We start from the raw sequence: 17986 nt of genomic DNA, 5'->3' as shown, positions 1-17986 counted from the left end.
CATGCTTAGTGAGTTATCATAACAGGCTGAGTCAACACGCTGGTGGAACATTGTTCGAACATGGGGAATACATTGAATACAATGGAAAAAATTAATATTGCAGCGGCGATTATCACCGACGGCGAGGGACGTTGCCTTTTAGTCAGAAAGCGCGGCACGGAATACTTTATGCAGCCTGGAGGAAAACCAGAAATCGGAGAGCGCCCGGATGCCGCGCTTATCCGCGAGCTAAAAGAAGAGCTCAGCTTTATCGTTTCTTCGGACGAACTGGAACCAATAGGCCATTTTACTGATCTTGCTGCTAACGAACCGGGTCATCTCGTCTCTGCGGATATCTTTCATATACCAACCGAAAGGACTCGCTTTGAACCAACGGCAGAAATTGAGGAGGTCATCTGGTTTAAGCCTAATCAAGGCCAGCCTGTTAAGCTCGCCCCGCTGACTGAAAACCATGTATTGCCGCTACTGCAAGAACTGTAGTTTCCCGCAACCTATCGAGGGTATTGGCTGCTTGCCAGCCACAAGCAACCAATACCTGATAACCCTGACGTTTTCTCTTCCTGTATAAGAGTGCCGCCCCCCATGGCCTCTGCAGAAGAACCCAGCCTGTCCTGAAGCAATAAGTGACTATGCCCCCACTTACCGCCTCGCGGATGGATTTCTCCTTACTCTCCCCCTTATGTTTGAAGCCCCGCTGAACACTTGCTAGCCCTATCTGCCCGTACCGTTCACTTTTCGCGCGTTCCCGGGCAAGTTCAGGCAGAGGTGGACCTCACCTGAACGTTATTTCGCGATTAATCTTGTCGTTCGCATCACAGTTGCTTTACTTCTTAATCATTTTTTTCATGCTTTTTGTATCCGGGATCAGATTTCGCACATTCCATCTTTCTCGTCTAACCTAATCTATCGCACTTTTCATTTACAAAGACTCGCCTGCCCTATAAAAACAACCATAAATAAAAACAATATAAAAACAAAAATTTAACAAAAGGGGGTGATTTTGTTGTTTTTTTGACTTTTTGTGCTGTTTTTTTTTAACCAATCATTGTCAATTCAGCGGGAATATTCCTGGTAACTATGGATAATTCTTATCTTGAGATCAAAATAAAATTCCTCATGTTAATAATTTTTTCATTCATAATAGTAACTTACAAAAAATAACGTTATTTGCTCTGAATAAGAATTTACTCATGTTTTATCTTCGAGAACATTCCGAAATTAAAGTTGTCACATTTGTTAACTAGCCATAATATAGCCACATCAGTGAGCGATAAGGTTAGTAAATATAGGGAAATAAATCGGCACATGACACCGCAGAAATATGAGAAGGCATACTGCATAAGTTGTCAGTATCATTGTGAGTTATATCCGCAGCCTACGATAAAGATGATTAACTGCATTGAAACTCACTATTGCGTATGGCCCGATAAAAATATCTATTTAAAAAACGGAGTGCAGTGCTTTTTAATTAATAAGCACTATAACTTCTCTCATGCTGGTTTTATTTTTGTTGATTTTTCTCGCTATAACATTAGATTATTCACCAACAACAAATGGATTGAATATCTAAGCAGAACCGGATTACGGATGATTTTGATTGCCGACCGATTGGCGCAGCCGTTGGCTTTATACTGGAAGCATCGCTGCAAACAGATATTTTCGGTGATCAATACCAGTGATACTAAAGATGAGATCGAAAAGAAAATACAGCTTTCATTTCTCGGCAAAAGAGATGAACGAGGGTACCGCCAAAAATTAAGCGATCAAGAAGTACTCGTGTTGGATCATTTGCTTGCAGAGAAGTCAGTAAAACAGATAGCGAAAGAAATGCTGGTTGCAGAAAAGAGAATCTATGCAATCAAGCTAAGCTTGCAAAATAAGATGGGAGGCAGAGGGAAGTTAAACATAATTCTATCTGGATAAAATCATCATCAGTATTTATCGCAATAACGCCATAAATGGAACTAACTTAATTATTCTCAGGAAATCTAAAATGAAAAAAATCGTATTAGCGGGTGTTGTGGCTGCAGCTTTTATCTCTTCCAACGCGATGGCTAACGTTGAAGCATCGGCCACTGCCAGCTGGGATGCTAGCGCAACTAAAGACACTACCAGTGCTCTGGTTGTAACTCCGCTGAAATCCCTGGCTTTCCAGTACGCTGAAGGGATTAAAGCGTTTAACTCTCAGAAAGGCGCTTTTGACATCACTATCCAGGGCCAGTCCGGCGCGACTGACTTCACTCTGACCTCACAGGTTGTCAGCAATACCCTGAGCCGTACCACTGACGCTTCTACCCTGGCTGTCGGTGTAAGCTGGAACGGAAACGCGCTGAGCAAAACCGCTCCTGTAACAATGATTGATGCTGGCAACAACATCTCTGCGGGTCTGGATGCTCTGGCTGTCGCTACCGCCTACGCTGGCGCCGATCGCGTTAGTACTCAGGGCTCCTTCGATTTCACTATCGATTCTGCTACTTCTGACGGCAGCACCGCAGTTCCGTTCAAAGACTTAACTGACGGTTACTGGAGCGGCGACGTTCGCGTTCAGTTCAACGCGGTCTGGACTATCTAATCAGGTGTAGTTAACACCTGGCTGGTATGACAAGGAGGCTTCGGCCTCCTTATAAGGATGTGCTATGAAACGGAATCCATTATTAATCTCTCTCTTTTTATTCACCATGACGCCCTCCTCTCATGCGATTAATGTCGGAGAGGTCACCTCAATAATGGGGCCGGATGCTTCCACTCTGGCAAAAGAAATCACTAATACCACCGATACCGCACGCTACGTTAGCGTAAGCGTGGAGCGTATCTCATCGCCGATGAACGGTGGCGTTGTTATTCCGATGGAAACCCGTTCGGAATTATTATCAACACCTGCCAGTCTTATATTACCTGGAAACGCCAAAGAGAACTTTCGTTTTTTTTACAAAGGCGCACAGGACAACAAAGAACGTTATTACCGAATATCCTGGACCGATGAACCAGTAACCGAATTTGAGGCCAGCAAAAAGAAAAAACAGGGTGAAGCAACAACTTCAGCCATTATTGGTACGATTCTGGTGGTGGCCCCACGTGAAGAAAGATTTGATTATCGTCGAGATAATGACACAGTGACTAATACGGGTAATGCTTCATTCCGCGTTATCTCCTACGGACCTTGTCGTGATAAAGCGAAAGATGAGGGGCAAGGCTGCCGTGAACGCTATTATGTAATGCCTGGTGTCAGCGTAAAAATAAAGCATACCGATCTCACCAACAAAAAAACGCGAATTGGAATATGGCACGGTGAGCAATATATAAATGTAAACTGAGTAACATTATGGATAATCTTGGTTATGTCAAAGGGACGTTGTTCGCTGGGTTATTGATATCGGTAAACCAGGGGTTGGCAGCTAATGCAACAACGCCAGTTAAAGTCAGTAACTATGTTATTCCTTCGGTATTTGCTAACGCGTTATATCAGGGCATGTCGGTCCCTGTTTTTATTCGTTATGAAGGCGATAATAGTACGCAACGCAGTCAGCAAAAAATCGCCGATGCAATCCTTACCATCAAGGATAATGAGTTTCGTCTGAACCAGATCGCGCTGAGCGATCTGCCGGAGCGAACCGAATTGTCACCTCAAATAAAATCGCTGCTCAACGAGATGCAGGATAAGGGCATCGGCGATGGTCAGCGTGTTTATATCAATAAAGATGCCTCACTTTCGCTCGATACGCGTTCATTTTATCTTGAGCTGACGGTAAACCGGGAAGCCATGCAGGCCGCTATTTTGCCGCGTACCAACGTACTTGGAGAATCCACCGCGCAGGACCTCTCCAGCGTGCTGAATTACTCGATGGGGAGCTATTACAATAAATTCGAGAATACCGATAGCGCCAGTAGCTATCTGACCCTTGATAACACCTGGTCGCTGCGGGAGCACCATCTGAACTTTAACGGCTCCCTCTACGGCATTGGTACCGGAAATCAGCAGGGTAAAATGTATCGCTCCATGTACGAGCGCGACTACCAGGGGCGCCGTCTGGCCATGGGGATGGTGGACACCTGGAATCTGCAATCTATCGCCAGCATGAGCGCTCTCAACTCCAGCCGTATTTATGGCGTCAGCTATGGCAATAAAAGCAGTTCACAAACTCAAGATAATACGCTTTCACTGGTGCCCGTCACGGTGTTCCTGCCGGCGGCCGGTGAAGTACACGTTTATCGTGACGGCAAACTGCTCAGCATTCAAAACTTCTCAATGGGCAGCTACGAGCTTGATACTTCACGCCTGCCGTTTGGTATCTACAACGTCGATGTACAGGTGGTGGTTAACGGACGCGTCGTCAGCAGCCGGACGGCCAACATCAATAAAACCTTCGCCCGCAAATCGAGCGTTACCGGCGATCTCTCGTGGCAAACCTTCGGGGGCAGCCTCGAATACAACAAGATGCAGTATCGCCGCTACAACAACATTAATTATGGAACACGCAATACGTGGATAGCCGGGGTCGCCGCTGCAACCAGCCAACCCTGGCTCTCTGGCGTGAATCTGAAAACCACGCTCTACGGTTTTGACAATAACGGCGTCAATGAAAGCGAAGCTAACGTTATTTTCAATAATGCTTTCAGCTTTAACCAGCAGGGGCTGTTCGCCACCGACGGCAGCTGGCAGAGTACCTCTACATTCAATATGAGCTTACCGGATGGCTACGGCAGCCTGTGGGGATCGCGCCAGTATGGTTCTATCGGTAACGCGCTACCGATGCAGCAGAACGACTACTTTACCGTAGGCGCCAGCGCTAACCTGCGCAAAATAGCGCCCTTCCTCGGTACGCTGAGCGTCAGCCGGACGAACAATAAATACACCGGTAGCACTTACACCAACTTCGATTACGATCAATCGCTGTTAGCCAATCGCTATGCGACGATTTCTCTTCGTGCCGGGATTCAGAACTATCAGTACAACAACAACGAAAATCTGCGCGATAAATACGTCAATATTGACATCTCTATCCCCTTCTCAACCTGGCTCAGCACCGGCGTATCCAGCCAGAACGGTAATATGCTGGCGAACGCTACGCTGCGCAAAAGCTTTGACGATAGCGCCATTACCCAGGTGGGAGCGTCTGTTTCAAAGCAGATTAAACAGAATAAAAATGATGATAGCAGCTATCGCTCCGATGATTACGCAGCGAATAGTTACGTCAGCTATGACACCAAATATAACGCTGGCACCGTATCGGTTAGCCGCTCATCGCAGCATAGTTCAAACTACAGCCTGAGTTCGCAGGGCAGCGTGGCCTGGACGCAAAAAAATATCTATGCCGGAAAAGGAACCCAAAGCGCGGGCCTGGTGGTCAACACCAATTTCACCGGCAAGGGCAGGATGATGGCGCAGATCAACGGCCAGAACTATCCCCTCACCGGCAAAAGCAACTTCATCAGCCTTCCGCCTTACGCGGAATACAAGGTGGAGCTGATGAACGACAAAAACTCAGAAGACAGCGTCGATATCGTAAACGGCCGCCGCAATAAAGTCGTGCTCTATCCGGGTAACGTCAGCGTGATTAATCCGGAAGTTAAACAGCTGGTCACCGTATTTGGCCGGGTGAAAGACCGCCGCGGCGGTTACTACGCCAACGCCGATATTCATAACCACATTGGTAAAACCCGAACCGACGAACTCGGCGAGTTCGCCATGGATGTCGATAAACGCTATCCGGTGATCACCCTGGTGGATAAATTCGGCGGCATTTGCGAAGTGGATCTTGATCTGAAAGAGGCGAAAGGCGCCGTGTGGGTCGGAGAGATTCCTTGTGAGATCCAACAACAAACGGCATCAGTGACTGGAGATGTTAAGAATGTCTATTAAACCCCAGACCATCATGCTGCTGGCCGGCTGGATGCTGGCCGCGCCGGCAATGGCGCTTACCGCTACCAACGACGGGAGCGGAAGCAACACCTATATGTTTATCGATAACGATGTCGACGATGAATATTTCATCACCACCAGCTCCCTGTCCCCGCGCTTTACCGGGGCCAATGTCTGGACAAAATATCCGACTAATCAGCGCAGTCTGGGATATCTAGGCAACTCAGGGTGGAGTTACACCAACCGCTACTTCGACCTGTGGATCGAGAATTCGCCCATTAACCAACCGTTTCTCGGGATCCGCTGCCAGACTACGGGCTCAAACTGCCCGACCTCAGGCTATATCACTCCCGACGTCATCGATAAAGAGGGCTTTTATCACGCGATGTCAGGTAGCTCCGTAACAAACGGTAGCTATGGCGCCGGAACGCTGAGCCAGTCGGCCTATGAGTATTTTCGCGATCGGCCGGTGGGAACCATCGATAGTTTGCAGCTTAATCTTTGCTACATGGACTCCAGAGCCGATTATGACTTTGCCTCCGGCGTTCGCTGTAAAGATCTCCCCAGCGGAGGAAAGTGGGTTTACTACACGTTTAACCTCGAAAAGGTCTCGCATCTGACGTTAAACAGTACCGGCGCGATGGCGGAAGTGTGGATTGCCAGCGATGGCACGCCAAGCGTCAACCTCGGCTCTGATTTATGCCAGATGGCCGAGGTCGGAAGCGGTTTGTCGAAAGCTTCGGGAATCGTCTGTAAAATGGTGTCTTACAGCTTTCAGGAGACCAAAACCCTCACCACCCAACTTGATTTCCGGATGCTCATTGATACGGCGATGCTGGGATTCTCTCCTTCGGCGTCGGACGTAAGGTTCAGCGGTGATGGGGCAAGCTGGTACAACTACAGTAACACTAACGTCGACTATAACCAGATCTTCACTCCGTCAGGTAACTACGTCTACGTATTCCTGTCCAACGCCTTTTTCCAAAAAGTTCTGAAAGCGGGAACGGATTTAACCAACAAGGATGCGCTGTTCACCTTCTATTTTGATAACGGAGTCACTCCGCAATCGGGTTATTATCAGTTCACGCCGTCAACGTTAATTAACCTCATCCCGCGGGAATACGGCATCAGCATTGTTGCCAGCGACGGCAGCTCTCATCCACAAGCATCCGGCAAGATCGGCAGCGAAGAGCCAATCACCTTTGAGTACAAAGTGACAACTTCCGCATCGCGTCAGGCCGACAGCATCACTGCCCAGGTGGTTGGTGATTCCACCACCATAAACGGTGTGCCGTACTGCCTGTTTACCTCAGCGGACGAGACGCTAAAAGTCCCTGTCCCGGCCTACCTGCAATGGATCTCCGCGACCGGCGGTACGGTAAAAGTCCGTAACAGCTGCGGTGAAAATCCTGTCGATATGACAGACGCCGCATGGGTTCAGACGGCCTGGAACGCCAACGTCAACGATGGTTTCTTTTTTACCACCACGCTGAAGCTGCTGTTTCCGATGGATGACTCACGCTCACAGTTTACGGTTAGCGGCCACGACTGGATGGGTGTCGTCAGCGCTACCGGGGATGTAAAAGTGACCGCCACCTGGATTGGCGTCGATCGGGGGTCATGATGAAAAAAATCCTTGCCCTCGGATTTTGCGGGCTTTGTATGCAGCCCGCCTCTGCGGTGTACTTTAACTCCATTATCTATGATATGGATGCCAGTAAAGATTTTATCTCCCGGCCAATAGTCAATGATACAAAAAACAACAATTTGTACACCATATCGGCTTATAAAATATCCCGGCCGGGCAACGGAGATGAAAAGCCAGTACCGGGTCAGGATAAAGACCTGGTCTGGTCGCCGCTGAAGTTCACGGTTCAGGCAAACGGCCAGGAGTATTTCAAACTGTACTACCGCGGACCTAAAGACGATATTGAGCGATATTATCGGGTTATCTTTACGGAAACTCCGGTGACGGTTTTCCCCTGGCGTCGGGATGAGAAAAAAATGGATGTCGTTCCCGCGGTGTCGATGAGCACGATTCTCATCGTGCGTCCTCGTAAAACTCAACTCAAGTATGAGATAAACGAAGCAACGGGCACCATTAAAAATACCGGTAACACCTTTTTTAGAGTTGTTATCCAGAAAGGATGCAACGGTGATGATGAAAGCTCAACGCAATTTTATATGTTGCCAGGGGAAAGCTGGAAAGATCCAAAGGCTCAATATGGTAATAAGAAATTTATTGTCGCATTGGGTAAATACCATCGATTAGGAAGCAGCTGCTTTACCGATGCCTCTGACTAATCTCTGCTAATCCAGAGCGGGAATGGTATGTTTGAAACGCAGCTCCCGCAAACGATTTAATCCTCCGAGCTTCTTGCATAAAGAGTATTGAAAACGATAGACGCTACGGGGATCGCAGGCCATGATGCGGGCGATATCCTGACTGGAATATCCGGCGGCCAGCAGGCGGAGCGTACGCATCTCGCTCTCCGTCAGCGACGGCGTGCGTCGGCAGTGAATACTGCGCCCCAGCATCAGGCGTTTTATTTTTTTAAGTAAGTTGCTTAAGTTACCATTGACCGCCACCACCGACCATGAAAACTCGTAACGCTGCATCCAAAAATTGGCCATTGGCAGCAGGCTTCTGTCCGCCACCAGAATGATTTTCAGCCCTGTCGCGTTCAGCTTCTCAGCCCAATCTTTATTCAGAAAATACAATATATTATCCAACGAAAAATCCACGACAATAATCCCTTCAGGCACAAAGCAGGTCAGTTCCCGGAAAACCAAATCATTTACTGCACGTTTAAAAAAATAGTTTTTATCGGGCCACACCGCAAACTTCCGCTCTGCACAAAGAGAACGTTCAATTTTACTCTCTGCTTCAATACGGCAGTTTAAACCACAGGCTATACATTTAACTTCACAGTTACGCACTGTCATTACAATTACCTCTTGTACTTAAAAAAACTTTCAGAAAGATACACAAGCAATTTCAAACATACTGTAAACGACAAAACCAGACTGAATTTTGTTTACTATAAGAAAATAAAAATAAAGACTAATTTATGTTAGCTAACTGTAACCCGGTGAATATTAACGTGGATCATTAAATACTTTAAAATAAACCTAATAAAAATTAACCTCATGACATTCATTTATATTAAAGCATAATAAACCTGCATCATATGTAATAAACAATGACAATGTTTATTATCGATTAATTTATAGTTGTGAAATGAAAAAAGAATTTTTGTGAATATTGGTTTGCGGCACAAATTCGTTGCTTAATTAAATATGAATAAATATAAGAATAGTCCTGAAAAGAGGGGCTTAGCTCTATTTATAGCGTAAAAAATGTCCCTGCCGGGCGCCGGCCCACAGCGCATCCAGCAGGGAGATTCGTTTATGGCGGGGCACATCCTTTGACTCGCAATAGCCCGAAAAACCGATCAATGGGCCTGAAGACCTGCAAAAAGGGAGATGATTTAGCCGGTGCGCATAATGCGCACCGGCTTTCTGCTTATCTGACTACTTTTACCCAGCGCTGCAGCTGATGACTTTTTACTATCGCATCAATGATGAACATCACGTCTGCCCCCTCACGGAACGAGGCAAAGCGCCGATGCGGTTCCTGCGGCATCTGGCCGTCACGCACCGCCTGATAAAAACTCAGCATCATATTTTTAAAGGCATCGGGCCAGCCCTCAATATGCCCGCCGGGGAAATGGGCGCTGGCGGCGGCCTCTTCCAACATCAGGCTCGGATCGTCGCTGAGCAGCTGGTTTGGCCGCTGGCGATGACCAATCCACAGCCGCTGCGGTACTTCCTGCTGCCAGGCAAGCGAACAGTTGCTGCCGTTGATCTCCACCGTCAGGCCATTTTTTCTTCCGGCGCTGACCTGCGAAACGGTAAAACAGCCCTTGCTGCCATCATCAAAACGAAACAGTACCGACCCCAGATCTTCAGTGTCGACGGGCCGCGCTTCGTACTCGCCGTCAGCGCGATGCTGGCTGAAGGTCGCGTCACCGGCGACAGGCGCTTTACGCGTCGGCCAGACGATAGAGAGATCCGCCATCACCTCCACAATGCGTCGGCCGGTCATAAACTGCACCGTATCGCACCAGTGTGAACCAATATCGGCCATCGCCCGCGACGCGCCGCCCTGCGCCGAATCCACCCGCCAGTTATAGTCGGTATCCAGCAGCATCCAGTCCTGAAGATAGCTGCCGTGCGCCGCAAACAGCCTGCCGACGTCGCCGTTGCGCATCATCGCCGCCGCCTGCTGCACCATAGCAAACTGGCGATAGACGAAGCTGACCCCGTGGACCACGCCGGCGCTTTCCGCCAGCGCCACCAGCTCCCGCGCCTCCTCGGGGCTCATGCATAGCGGTTTTTCCGAAAAGACGTGCAGACCGGCGGAGAGGATCTGGCGGTTAATCTGCGCATGCAGGTGGTTCGGCGTGCAATTATGCACCACCTGTAGCCCGGGATGCGCCAGCAATGCCTCAACGCTAGCGTAAGCATGCGCCACGTTGAGCTGCCGCGCCTTCTGTTGCGCCATCTCCAGGCTACCGTCGCACAGCGCCACCACCTCGATATCGCCGACTCTGCGCAGCGCTTCCAGATGCGCCGGGCCGATAAAACCCGAGCCAATAATGCCAACCTGAATCATTATTCCCCCTCCTTGCCGGTGGCAAAATCATCAAACGCCCGCCCGGAGACCGGAATGATATGGCGGCGGATAAACTCGCTGCCTTCGCGCGCACCGACCTCCGCATCCTTCAGGCAGCACTCCCACTCCAGCACCGCCCAGCCGTCAAAATCATACTCGGTGAGCTTACTGAAAATCCCTTTGAAATCGATCTGCCCGTCGCCCGGCGAGCGAAAGCGCCCCGCCCGCTGCTGCCAGTTCTGATAGCCGCCGTAGACCCCGCTGCGGCCATCGCGGCGGAATTCAGCGTCTTTAACGTGAAACGCCTTGATCCGCGAATGATAGATATCGATATACGCCAGATAGTCCATCTGCTGGAGGTGCAAATGGCTGGGGTCATAGAGCATATTGCAGCGCGGATGGTTGCCAACCCGCTGCAGAAAACGCTCAAAGGTCACGCCATCATGCAGGTCCTCGCCGGGATGGATTTCGTAGCAAACATCGACGCCCTGTTCGTCGAAAATATCAAGCAGCGGCCGCCAGCGCCGGGCCAGCTCAGCAAAAGCCTCATCGAGAAGCGGCTGATTATGCGGCGGCCACGGATAAAAATATGGCCACGCCAGCGCCCCGGAAAAGGTGGCGTGCGCCTTCAGCCCCAAACGCGCCGAGGCCACCGCCGCCTGGCGCACTTTCTCGACCGCCCACTGCTGGCGCGCCTGCGGGTTACCGCGCAGCGCAGCCGGAGCAAACGCGTCAAAGGCCGTATCATAAGCCGGATGAACGGCTACCAGCTGGCCCTCAAGATGCGTGGAAAGCTCGCTGATTACCAGCCCCTGTTCCGCCAGCATGCCTCTTACTTCATCGCAATAGGTCTGACTCACCGCCGCCCGCTCAACGTCGAAAATCGCCGGATGGTTGCAGGGGATCTGCAATGCCTGATAGCCCAGACCGGCAGCCCACTGCGCCACGCCCTGCAGGGTATTAAACGGCGCCTGTGCGCCGATAAACTGCGCCAGAAAAATGCCCGGTCCCTTAATCGTTTTCATACCACCTCCTAAAATTAACGCGGCTCTTTCCCGTTGTACTGGAAAGAGAAAAGGAAAATCAGTGCGATAGCCACTGCGGCCAGCGCCGGGATCCACCAGAAGGTGACCCACGCCTGAGGTACGGTCTGGCCAGCGACCAGATGGTTATACAGCGCGCCGGAAATCTGCGAACCCAGCAGCATGCCGATACCGTAGGTGAACATAACAATCATGCTTTGCGCCTGGCCCTTCACCTTGTCGCCGGCCACGCGGTCGGTATAGATGAAACCAACCACAAAGAAAAAGTCGTAGCACACGCCGTGCAGCAGAATGCCGAGATAGAGCAGGAACCGCCCCTCCTCGCTGACGCCCAGGGCAAAGAAGGCGTAGCGCACGAACCACGCCGCCATGCCGATCAGCAGCATGTATTTAACCCCCAGGCGGCGGAACAGCAGCGGGATTACCAGCATAAAGAAGATTTCTGACATCTGACCGAAAGACATCGCGGTGCTGACGTCCGCCACCCCGGCATCCGCCAGATAAGAGGCGGTGTAGGCGTAGTAGGTCCCGAGCGGAATCGAAATCAGCGTCGCGCAGAGGGAGAAAATCAGGAAGTGGCGCGTTTTCAACAGCGCGAAAGCGTCGGCGCACAGCAGGTCGCGAAACTGAACCGGCGTCCCTTTCGCCGGAGCCGGCGTATGCGGCAACGTCAGACTATAAACGGCCAGCGCTACCGAGCAGAGCGCCGCCAGGGTAAAAATGCCGGTGGTATCGGAGATACCGGTGACGCCGATGAAGATACCGGCGACAATCCAGCCAATGGTGCCGAAGACACGTACCACCGGGAATGTTTTATCGACGTTCGCCAGGCTGTGGAAGGCGATATTGTTGGTCAGCGCCAGCGTCGGCATATAGCACAGGGTATAGCCAAACAGCAGGCCAATTAGCAGCGCGCCGTTTTGCGCCACCAGCGCCTGCGGCACAAACCACAGAATGACCGCCCCGGCCAGATGCATCACCGCCATCACTTTCTGCGAAGCGAAAAAACGATCGACCAGCATTCCCAGCACAAACGGTGAGAGGATAGACGCAATCGGCCCCGCGGAGAAGGCGTCGCCGATCAGCAGCGACATTTCATAGCGGGTCATCACCAGTCCCAGCGTCACCGACCAGCTCCCCCAGATAAAGAACTGCATAAACATCATTAACGACAGCCGCGGCACCAGGAAACGGTGCGTTACGCGGGTACTTTCACGAACTTCAGTTGTTGTTACCATTTCAACCGCCCTCAAAAAGTAATCGATTACAAAATAGCTTCAGGCGAAAAGTAATCGATTACAAAGAGAAGATCGCGCGGAAAATACCCTAAGCGCGAAGAAGATCACAATAAAAAAGGATTATGCCCCGTCGGACGACGGGGCCGTCACGCACTACGCCGGGCGGCGCAGGATTTTAAAAGCCACGAACAGAAACAGGATCCACACTGGCAGCAGAATCGCCGACAGGCGCATACCGTCGATCGTACACATCAGCACGAGGATCAGCCCCAGGAAGGCGATACAAAAATAGTTGCTGGCAGGCGACAACAGCGCTTTAAACTTCGACTCACGCCCCTTGCGCCGCTGGGCCGCGCGGAACTTGAGGTGCGCCAGGCAGATCATGATCCAGTTCAGCAGCAGCGTCGCCACCACCAGCGCCATCAGCAGGCCGAGAGCTTTCTGCGGCAGCAGGTAGTTAAGCAGCACCACCAGCGAGGTGATAATGCCGGAAAGCAGCAGGGAGTTAACCGGCACGCCGCGCTTGCTGATGCGGGCGAGAAACTTCGGCGCATTGCCCTGCACCGACAGGCCGAACAGCATTCTGCTGTTAGAATAAACGCCGCTGTTATAGACCGATAGCGACGCCACCAGAATCACAAAGTTTAGCGCAGAAGCCACCACGTTACTGTCGAGATTATGGAAAATCATCACGAACGGGCTGCTGTCGGATTTAATTTCCACCCACGGATAGAGCGCCAGCAGAACCACCAGCGAACCGATATAAAACAGCAGAATACGGTATACCACCTGGTTAACCGCCTTCGGGATGCTCTTTTCCGGATTGCGCGCTTCCGCAGCGGTAATGCCGATAAGCTCCAGTCCGCCGAAAGAGAACATGATCACCGCCAGCGACATAATTAAGCCGTGCCAGCCGGTGGCGAAGAAACCGCCGTGCTTCCACAGGTTATCGATTCCCGCTTTGCTGCCCCCGTGGCCGCCGAACAGCATCCACAGGCCAAAGCCGATCATGCCGATAATCGCCAGCACCTTAATCAGCGCGAACCAGAATTCCGCTTCGCCGTATAGACGAACGTTAACAAGGTTGACGGCGTTGATAATAATGAAGAAAGCGGCGGCCCAGATCCACGTCGGTACCTCGGGCAGCCAGTACTGCATATAGATCCCAGCGGCGGTCAGCTCCGCCATCCCCACCAGCACAAACATCACCCAGTAGTTCCAGCCGGACAGAAAACCGGCGAACGGGCCCCAGTATTTATAAGCAAAGTGGGCAAAGGAGCCAGAAACCGGTTCTTCAACGACCATTTCGCCCAGCTGGCGCATGATCAGAAAGGCGACGATCCCGGCAACGGCGTAACCGAGCAGCACGGCCGGCCCCGCCATTTGTATTGCAGGCCCGATGCCGAGAAACAGGCCGGTGCCAATGGCGCCGCCGAGGGCGATAAGTTGGATATGTCGGTTCTGTAAACCGCGGTGAAGCGTCGGGCCGCTTTCCTCTACGGCGTCCGATGACGTTGACGCGTCTTTCACGTCGATCCCCTGTGTATTTATATAAAGGGGCACCTTTTAACACTTATACTCGCCATACTTCAAGCAACAGATGCGCAGGCTTCATTCGTTCATTGATTTATCGCAAGGGGTGACCGCCCTGCCCGCCCCTGAGCCGTAACCTGAAATTTGTCGCCTGACAGAATAATGAGGCCGGAACCCGTCTGGCCCCGGCGCACGGCATTACGCGCTGGCGGTATCCAGACGCGCCAGCTGCTCAGAGCTCAGGCTCAGCGCGGCGGCCCGGGCGAAGCTCTCCACCTGAGCAATGCTGGTAGCGCTGGCGATGGGCGCCGTTACGCCATCGCGGCTCATCAGCCAGGCCAGTGCAATTTCAGCGGGTTTTGCGTCATGTTGCTCAGCCACCTCAACCAGGGTATCAACAATACGCAGCCCGCGCGGGTTGAGATATTTGCCGATGCCGCCGCCGCGCTGGCTTTGCGCCAGATCGGACTGCTGACGGTATTTGCCGGTCAGGAAGCCGGACGCCAGGCTGTAGTAGGTCACTACGCCGATATCGCGGCTAATACACAGGTCGCAGAGCGCGCCTTCAAAAGCCGAACGATGATAAAGATTATATTCCGGCTGCAGCACCTGCCAGGCCGGCAGACCGCTTTTACGCGACACTTCCAGCGCGCTCGCAAGCTGCTCGGCATCGAGATTAGATGCCCCCATCGCGCGGATTTTTCCCGCCTGCTGCAGGGCATGGAAGGCTTCGAGCGTTTCGGCGACCGGCGTTTCCGGGTCAGGCCAGTGGGAGAAGTAAAGGTCGATATAATCGGTATTCAGGCGACGCAGCGAATCGTCAACCGCCTGCTGGATCCAGTCTTTTTTCAGTCCTTTATGGCCGGGAAGGCCTAAATCGGAACCGACTTTAGTGAAAATTTTCACCTTATCGCGCATGTCTGGCCGCGCCTGCAGCCAGCGGCCAATAATGGTTTCGGACTCGCCGCCCTGGTTACCGTCCGCCCAGCGGGAGTAAACATCCGCCGTGTCGATAGCATCAAAGCCGTGGTCTACAAACGCATCAAGAATGGCAAAACTGGTTTTCTCATCGATAGTCCAGCCAAAAACGTTGCCGCCAAACACCAGCGGGGCGATGGAAAATCCGGTTTTGCCCAGGGGACGTGTCATCATGCCGTTCACTCCTTATTTCCCCGTCATACTTCAACGCGAAGTATGACAGATTTATACCCAAAATAATTCGAGTTGCGGGACAAAGCACTAGTGCTTTGAACAGCGCATGCGCTGGCCCCGTAGGGGCAAGGCCGTAGGCCGAGTAACGCGGCGACGCAGCGACAAATTCGTCGGGAACGAATTTGAACAGCCGAAGGCTGCCTCTGGTGAGGGACAAGGATGTCCCTCATTACATCCCCAGGAGCTTACTGAAGTAAGTGACTGGGGTGAGCGACAAATCTGCCGGGAGCAGATTTGAACGCCGTGTAACGGCGGCCCGCCAGGGCGAGGCCCATGGATGGGCCGAGTAATCTGCAGCCAACGCACATGCAACTTGAAGTATGACGGGTATAACAGCATTATGTCCCGGAATAGACATCAAAGCTAAAATATTTCCCGGCTAACTTTTTGTAGGTGCCATCGGCGAGAATTTTGGCAATCGCGCCGTTAATCTCCTGACGCAGCGCCTCATCCTCCTTGCGAAGACCAATGGCCGCTCCGGCGCCAAACAGCTTGTCATCCTGCAGATGCCCGCCGACGAAGGCAAACTCTTTACCCTGCGGCTGCTGCAGGAAGCTGTAGTCGGCCATCATCCCGGAAAGCACCGCGCCATCAATACGCCCGGACTCAAGATCCTGAACCACGCGATCCGCTCCCTGATAGGCGACAATATTGATTCCCGCCGGACGCCAGTGCTGGTTGACGTAAGTTTCCTGCGCCGATCCCTGCTCTACGCCAATGGTTTTACCCTTCAGCTGCGCAACGCTATTTCCGGCGAGGGTGTTTTTACGCGCCACGAGGAACACCGGGCCGTTGTACAGTTTATCGCTGAAGCCGATCTGCTCTTTACGTTTATCGGTCATATACATGCCGGAGAGGATCGCATCGAACTTGCGCGCCTTCAGCGCCGGGATAATACCGTCGAAGTTGCTTTCCACCCACACGCATTTCGCCTGGAGCTGCTCGCAAATCGCGTTGCCGAGGTCAATATCAAAACCCGCCAGCTTACCCTGCGGATCTTTCCATTCAAACGGCGCGAAAGTTGGATCGACGCCAAAGCGAATTTCCTTATTTTCTGCGGCCAGGGCTGAAGTTGAGGCCATCAGCGCGACCCACAGCAGAAGAGATTTTTTCATTATTTACGGACTCCAGAGATCAACGGCAGTGTGTTTCAACTAACCGGGCGAACAGCGTCGCGCCGGTGGAAATAATGTCATCATTAAAGTCATAGCCGGGGTTATGCACCATGCAGCCGCCCTTTCCGCCCTTCTCGCCGTTGCCCAGCAGGAAGTAGCAACCAGGACGCTCCTGAAGCATAAAAGCGAAATCTTCGCTGGCGTTCATCGGCGAAACCGACTCCAGCACGCCCTCCTCGCCAAACACCTCCAGCGCCAGCGCCCTGGCGAACTCGGTCTCCTCGACGCTGTTGGTCAGCACCGGATAAGAGTCAAAGACCTCAACCTCGCTGCTGGCGCCGTAGCTTTTGGCGGTAAAATCAGCGAGCTCCTTGATGCGCTTAATCAGCAGGTCGCGGATTTCAGGTTTCATCGCCCGCACGCTCAGCTCCATTACCACGTTTTCGGGGATAACGTTTGATGCGATGCCCGCCTGGAACGTGCCGACGCTCACCACCGCGGTTTCGCCCGGCGGTACGTTACGGGCAACGATACTTTGCAGATTCATCACCAGCGCAGCGCCGGTCACAATCGGATCGACGGTGCGCTCAGGGTGCGCGCCGTGGCCGCCGTAACCGGTAATGGTGATTTTTACCGTATCCGCGGAGGCCATAAAGTTCCCGGCGTAAAAGCCAAGTTTACCTACCGGCAGGCCCGGCATATTGTGCAAACCGAAGATACGCTCGCAGGGGAAGCGCTCGAACAGGCCGTCTTTAATCATTAAATCCGCGCCGCCGATTGCTTCTTCCGCGGGCTGGAATATCAGGTGCACCGTGCCGTTAAACTGGCAGGCCGGAGAGGCAATATATTTTGCCGCCGCCAGCAGAATGGTCGTGTGGCCGTCGTGGCCGCAGGCGTGCATTTTGCCAGCAACGGTGCTGGCCCACGGGAGGTCGGTCGTTTCGAAAATCGGCAGCGCATCCATGTCGGCACGCAGGCCGATAGTGCGCGGCGAATCGCCTTTGCTCAGGGTGCCGACGACCCCGGTTTTCGCCAGCTCGCGGGTCACCGTATAGCCCCACTCGCTCAGCTTCCCGGCTACCAGTTCGCTGGTATTAAACTCTTCCAGGCTTAATTCCGGATTGGCATGTAAATAATGACGGATCGCAATCATTTCATCTTCGTTGGCTTTAATTTCGGGAATTACAAAATCGGTCATGCCGGTCTCCGGGAATAGAATCAGGTGCTAAGCTTTAATAACTTAACGTGCTAAAGGTTTAATGCAAGCAGGATTTCTTATTCCGCAGGGAGTTTTATCTCATTTGTTC

General features: G+C 52.0%; 15 protein-coding genes. 7 read left to right on the top strand and 8 right to left on the bottom strand.

Features of this window, described 5'->3' with window-relative positions; translation table 11 throughout:
• Positions 1-81 precede the first annotated feature (81 nt).
• The 7 genes from GJ746_RS07060 to GJ746_RS07030 all read left to right on the top strand — a co-directional run bounded on the left by GJ746_RS07060 (position 82) and on the right by GJ746_RS07030 (position 8164).
• Positions 82-480 carry an NUDIX hydrolase gene (locus GJ746_RS07060; RefSeq protein ID WP_154682661.1) on the top strand — a complete coding sequence of 133 codons (399 nt, stop codon included), beginning with the start codon at positions 82-84 and terminating at the stop codon, positions 478-480.
• 825 nt (positions 481-1305) lie between these two features.
• Positions 1306-1923, top strand: a complete 618-nt coding sequence (locus GJ746_RS07055; protein ID WP_154679555.1) for a LuxR C-terminal-related transcriptional regulator — start codon at positions 1306-1308, stop codon at positions 1921-1923.
• Between the two features lie 70 nt (positions 1924-1993).
• On the top strand, positions 1994-2572 hold the full coding sequence (gene ecpA / locus GJ746_RS07050) for a common pilus major fimbrillin subunit EcpA (protein WP_154679554.1): 579 nt from the start codon (positions 1994-1996) through the stop codon (positions 2570-2572).
• A gap of 64 nt (positions 2573-2636) precedes the next feature.
• Complete coding sequence (locus tag GJ746_RS07045) at positions 2637-3314, top strand: hypothetical protein (protein WP_154679553.1); 678 nt, start codon at positions 2637-2639, stop codon at positions 3312-3314.
• Positions 3315-3322: 8 nt separating this feature from the next.
• Complete coding sequence (locus tag GJ746_RS07040; protein WP_154679552.1) at positions 3323-5860, top strand: TcfC E-set like domain-containing protein; 2538 nt, start codon at positions 3323-3325, stop codon at positions 5858-5860.
• Positions 5850-7484, top strand: a complete 1635-nt coding sequence (locus GJ746_RS07035) for a fimbrial protein (RefSeq protein ID WP_154679551.1) — start codon at positions 5850-5852, stop codon at positions 7482-7484. Before GJ746_RS07040 ends, GJ746_RS07035 begins: the two co-directional genes overlap by 11 nt.
• Positions 7481-8164 carry a fimbria/pilus periplasmic chaperone gene (locus GJ746_RS07030; RefSeq protein ID WP_154679550.1) on the top strand — a complete coding sequence of 228 codons (684 nt, stop codon included), beginning with the start codon at positions 7481-7483 and terminating at the stop codon, positions 8162-8164. Before GJ746_RS07035 ends, GJ746_RS07030 begins: the two co-directional genes overlap by 4 nt.
• A 6-nt stretch (positions 8165-8170) precedes the next feature.
• Here the strand turns inward: GJ746_RS07030 and GJ746_RS07025 are convergent, their stop codons facing one another.
• From GJ746_RS07025 to GJ746_RS06990, 8 genes are all read right to left on the bottom strand, one after another.
• On the bottom strand, positions 8171-8806 hold the full coding sequence (locus GJ746_RS07025) for a helix-turn-helix transcriptional regulator (protein ID WP_154679549.1): 636 nt from the start codon (positions 8804-8806) through the stop codon (positions 8171-8173).
• 580 nt (positions 8807-9386) lie between these two features.
• The gene (locus GJ746_RS07020) at positions 9387-10538 is read right to left on the bottom strand and encodes a Gfo/Idh/MocA family protein (RefSeq protein WP_154679548.1); all 1152 of its coding nucleotides are present in this window, start codon (positions 10536-10538) and stop codon (positions 9387-9389) included.
• Positions 10538-11563 (bottom strand): sugar phosphate isomerase/epimerase family protein, encoded by a 1026-nt coding sequence (locus GJ746_RS07015; protein WP_154679547.1) that lies wholly within the window; start codon positions 11561-11563, stop codon positions 10538-10540. Before GJ746_RS07015 ends, GJ746_RS07020 begins: the two co-directional genes overlap by 1 nt.
• 14 nt (positions 11564-11577) lie before the next feature.
• Positions 11578-12819, bottom strand: coding sequence for an MFS transporter (locus GJ746_RS07010; RefSeq protein WP_154679546.1), 1242 nt, complete (start codon positions 12817-12819; stop codon positions 11578-11580).
• A gap of 153 nt (positions 12820-12972) precedes the next feature.
• Entirely contained in the window at positions 12973-14349 is a 1377-nt protein-coding gene (pheP, locus tag GJ746_RS07005; RefSeq protein WP_154679545.1) for a phenylalanine transporter, read from the bottom strand.
• Between the two features lie 201 nt (positions 14350-14550).
• Entirely contained in the window at positions 14551-15504 is a 954-nt protein-coding gene (locus GJ746_RS07000) for an aldo/keto reductase (protein ID WP_154679544.1), read from the bottom strand.
• Positions 15505-15902: 398 nt separating this feature from the next.
• Positions 15903-16679 carry an ABC transporter substrate-binding protein gene (locus GJ746_RS06995; RefSeq protein ID WP_154679543.1) on the bottom strand — a complete coding sequence of 259 codons (777 nt, stop codon included), beginning with the start codon at positions 16677-16679 and terminating at the stop codon, positions 15903-15905.
• A 19-nt stretch (positions 16680-16698) separates the two neighbouring features.
• Positions 16699-17877, bottom strand: coding sequence for a M20 aminoacylase family protein (locus GJ746_RS06990; protein ID WP_154679542.1), 1179 nt, complete (start codon positions 17875-17877; stop codon positions 16699-16701).
• Positions 17878-17986 lie beyond the last annotated feature (109 nt).

The organism is Klebsiella oxytoca (genome assembly GCF_009707385.1).
Lineage (GTDB): Bacteria > Pseudomonadota > Gammaproteobacteria > Enterobacterales > Enterobacteriaceae > Klebsiella > Klebsiella oxytoca_C.
The sequence above is the reverse complement of the archived record's forward strand: the minus strand, read 5'-3'. Positions and strand labels throughout refer to the sequence as shown.

Excerpts from the sequence above, each read along its gene's own strand:
- GJ746_RS07060 (WP_154682661.1), top strand. The coding sequence starts at position 82 with ATGGAAAAAATTAATATTGCAGCGGCGATTATCACCGACGGCGAGGGA.
- GJ746_RS07055 (WP_154679555.1), top strand. The coding sequence starts at position 1,306 with ATGACACCGCAGAAATATGAGAAGGCATACTGCATAAGTTGTCAGTAT.
- ecpA (WP_154679554.1), top strand. The coding sequence starts at position 1,994 with ATGAAAAAAATCGTATTAGCGGGTGTTGTGGCTGCAGCTTTTATCTCT.
- GJ746_RS07045 (WP_154679553.1), top strand. The coding sequence starts at position 2,637 with ATGAAACGGAATCCATTATTAATCTCTCTCTTTTTATTCACCATGACG.
- GJ746_RS07040 (WP_154679552.1), top strand. The coding sequence starts at position 3,323 with ATGGATAATCTTGGTTATGTCAAAGGGACGTTGTTCGCTGGGTTATTG.
- GJ746_RS07035 (WP_154679551.1), top strand. The coding sequence starts at position 5,850 with ATGTCTATTAAACCCCAGACCATCATGCTGCTGGCCGGCTGGATGCTG.
- GJ746_RS07030 (WP_154679550.1), top strand. The coding sequence starts at position 7,481 with ATGATGAAAAAAATCCTTGCCCTCGGATTTTGCGGGCTTTGTATGCAG.
- GJ746_RS07025 (WP_154679549.1), bottom strand. The coding sequence starts at position 8,806 with ATGACAGTGCGTAACTGTGAAGTTAAATGTATAGCCTGTGGTTTAAAC.
- GJ746_RS07020 (WP_154679548.1), bottom strand. The coding sequence starts at position 10,538 with ATGATTCAGGTTGGCATTATTGGCTCGGGTTTTATCGGCCCGGCGCAT.
- GJ746_RS07015 (WP_154679547.1), bottom strand. The coding sequence starts at position 11,563 with ATGAAAACGATTAAGGGACCGGGCATTTTTCTGGCGCAGTTTATCGGC.
- GJ746_RS07010 (WP_154679546.1), bottom strand. The coding sequence starts at position 12,819 with ATGGTAACAACAACTGAAGTTCGTGAAAGTACCCGCGTAACGCACCGT.
- GJ746_RS07000 (WP_154679544.1), bottom strand. The coding sequence starts at position 15,504 with ATGATGACACGTCCCCTGGGCAAAACCGGATTTTCCATCGCCCCGCTG.
- GJ746_RS06995 (WP_154679543.1), bottom strand. The coding sequence starts at position 16,679 with ATGAAAAAATCTCTTCTGCTGTGGGTCGCGCTGATGGCCTCAACTTCA.
- GJ746_RS06990 (WP_154679542.1), bottom strand. The coding sequence starts at position 17,877 with ATGACCGATTTTGTAATTCCCGAAATTAAAGCCAACGAAGATGAAATG.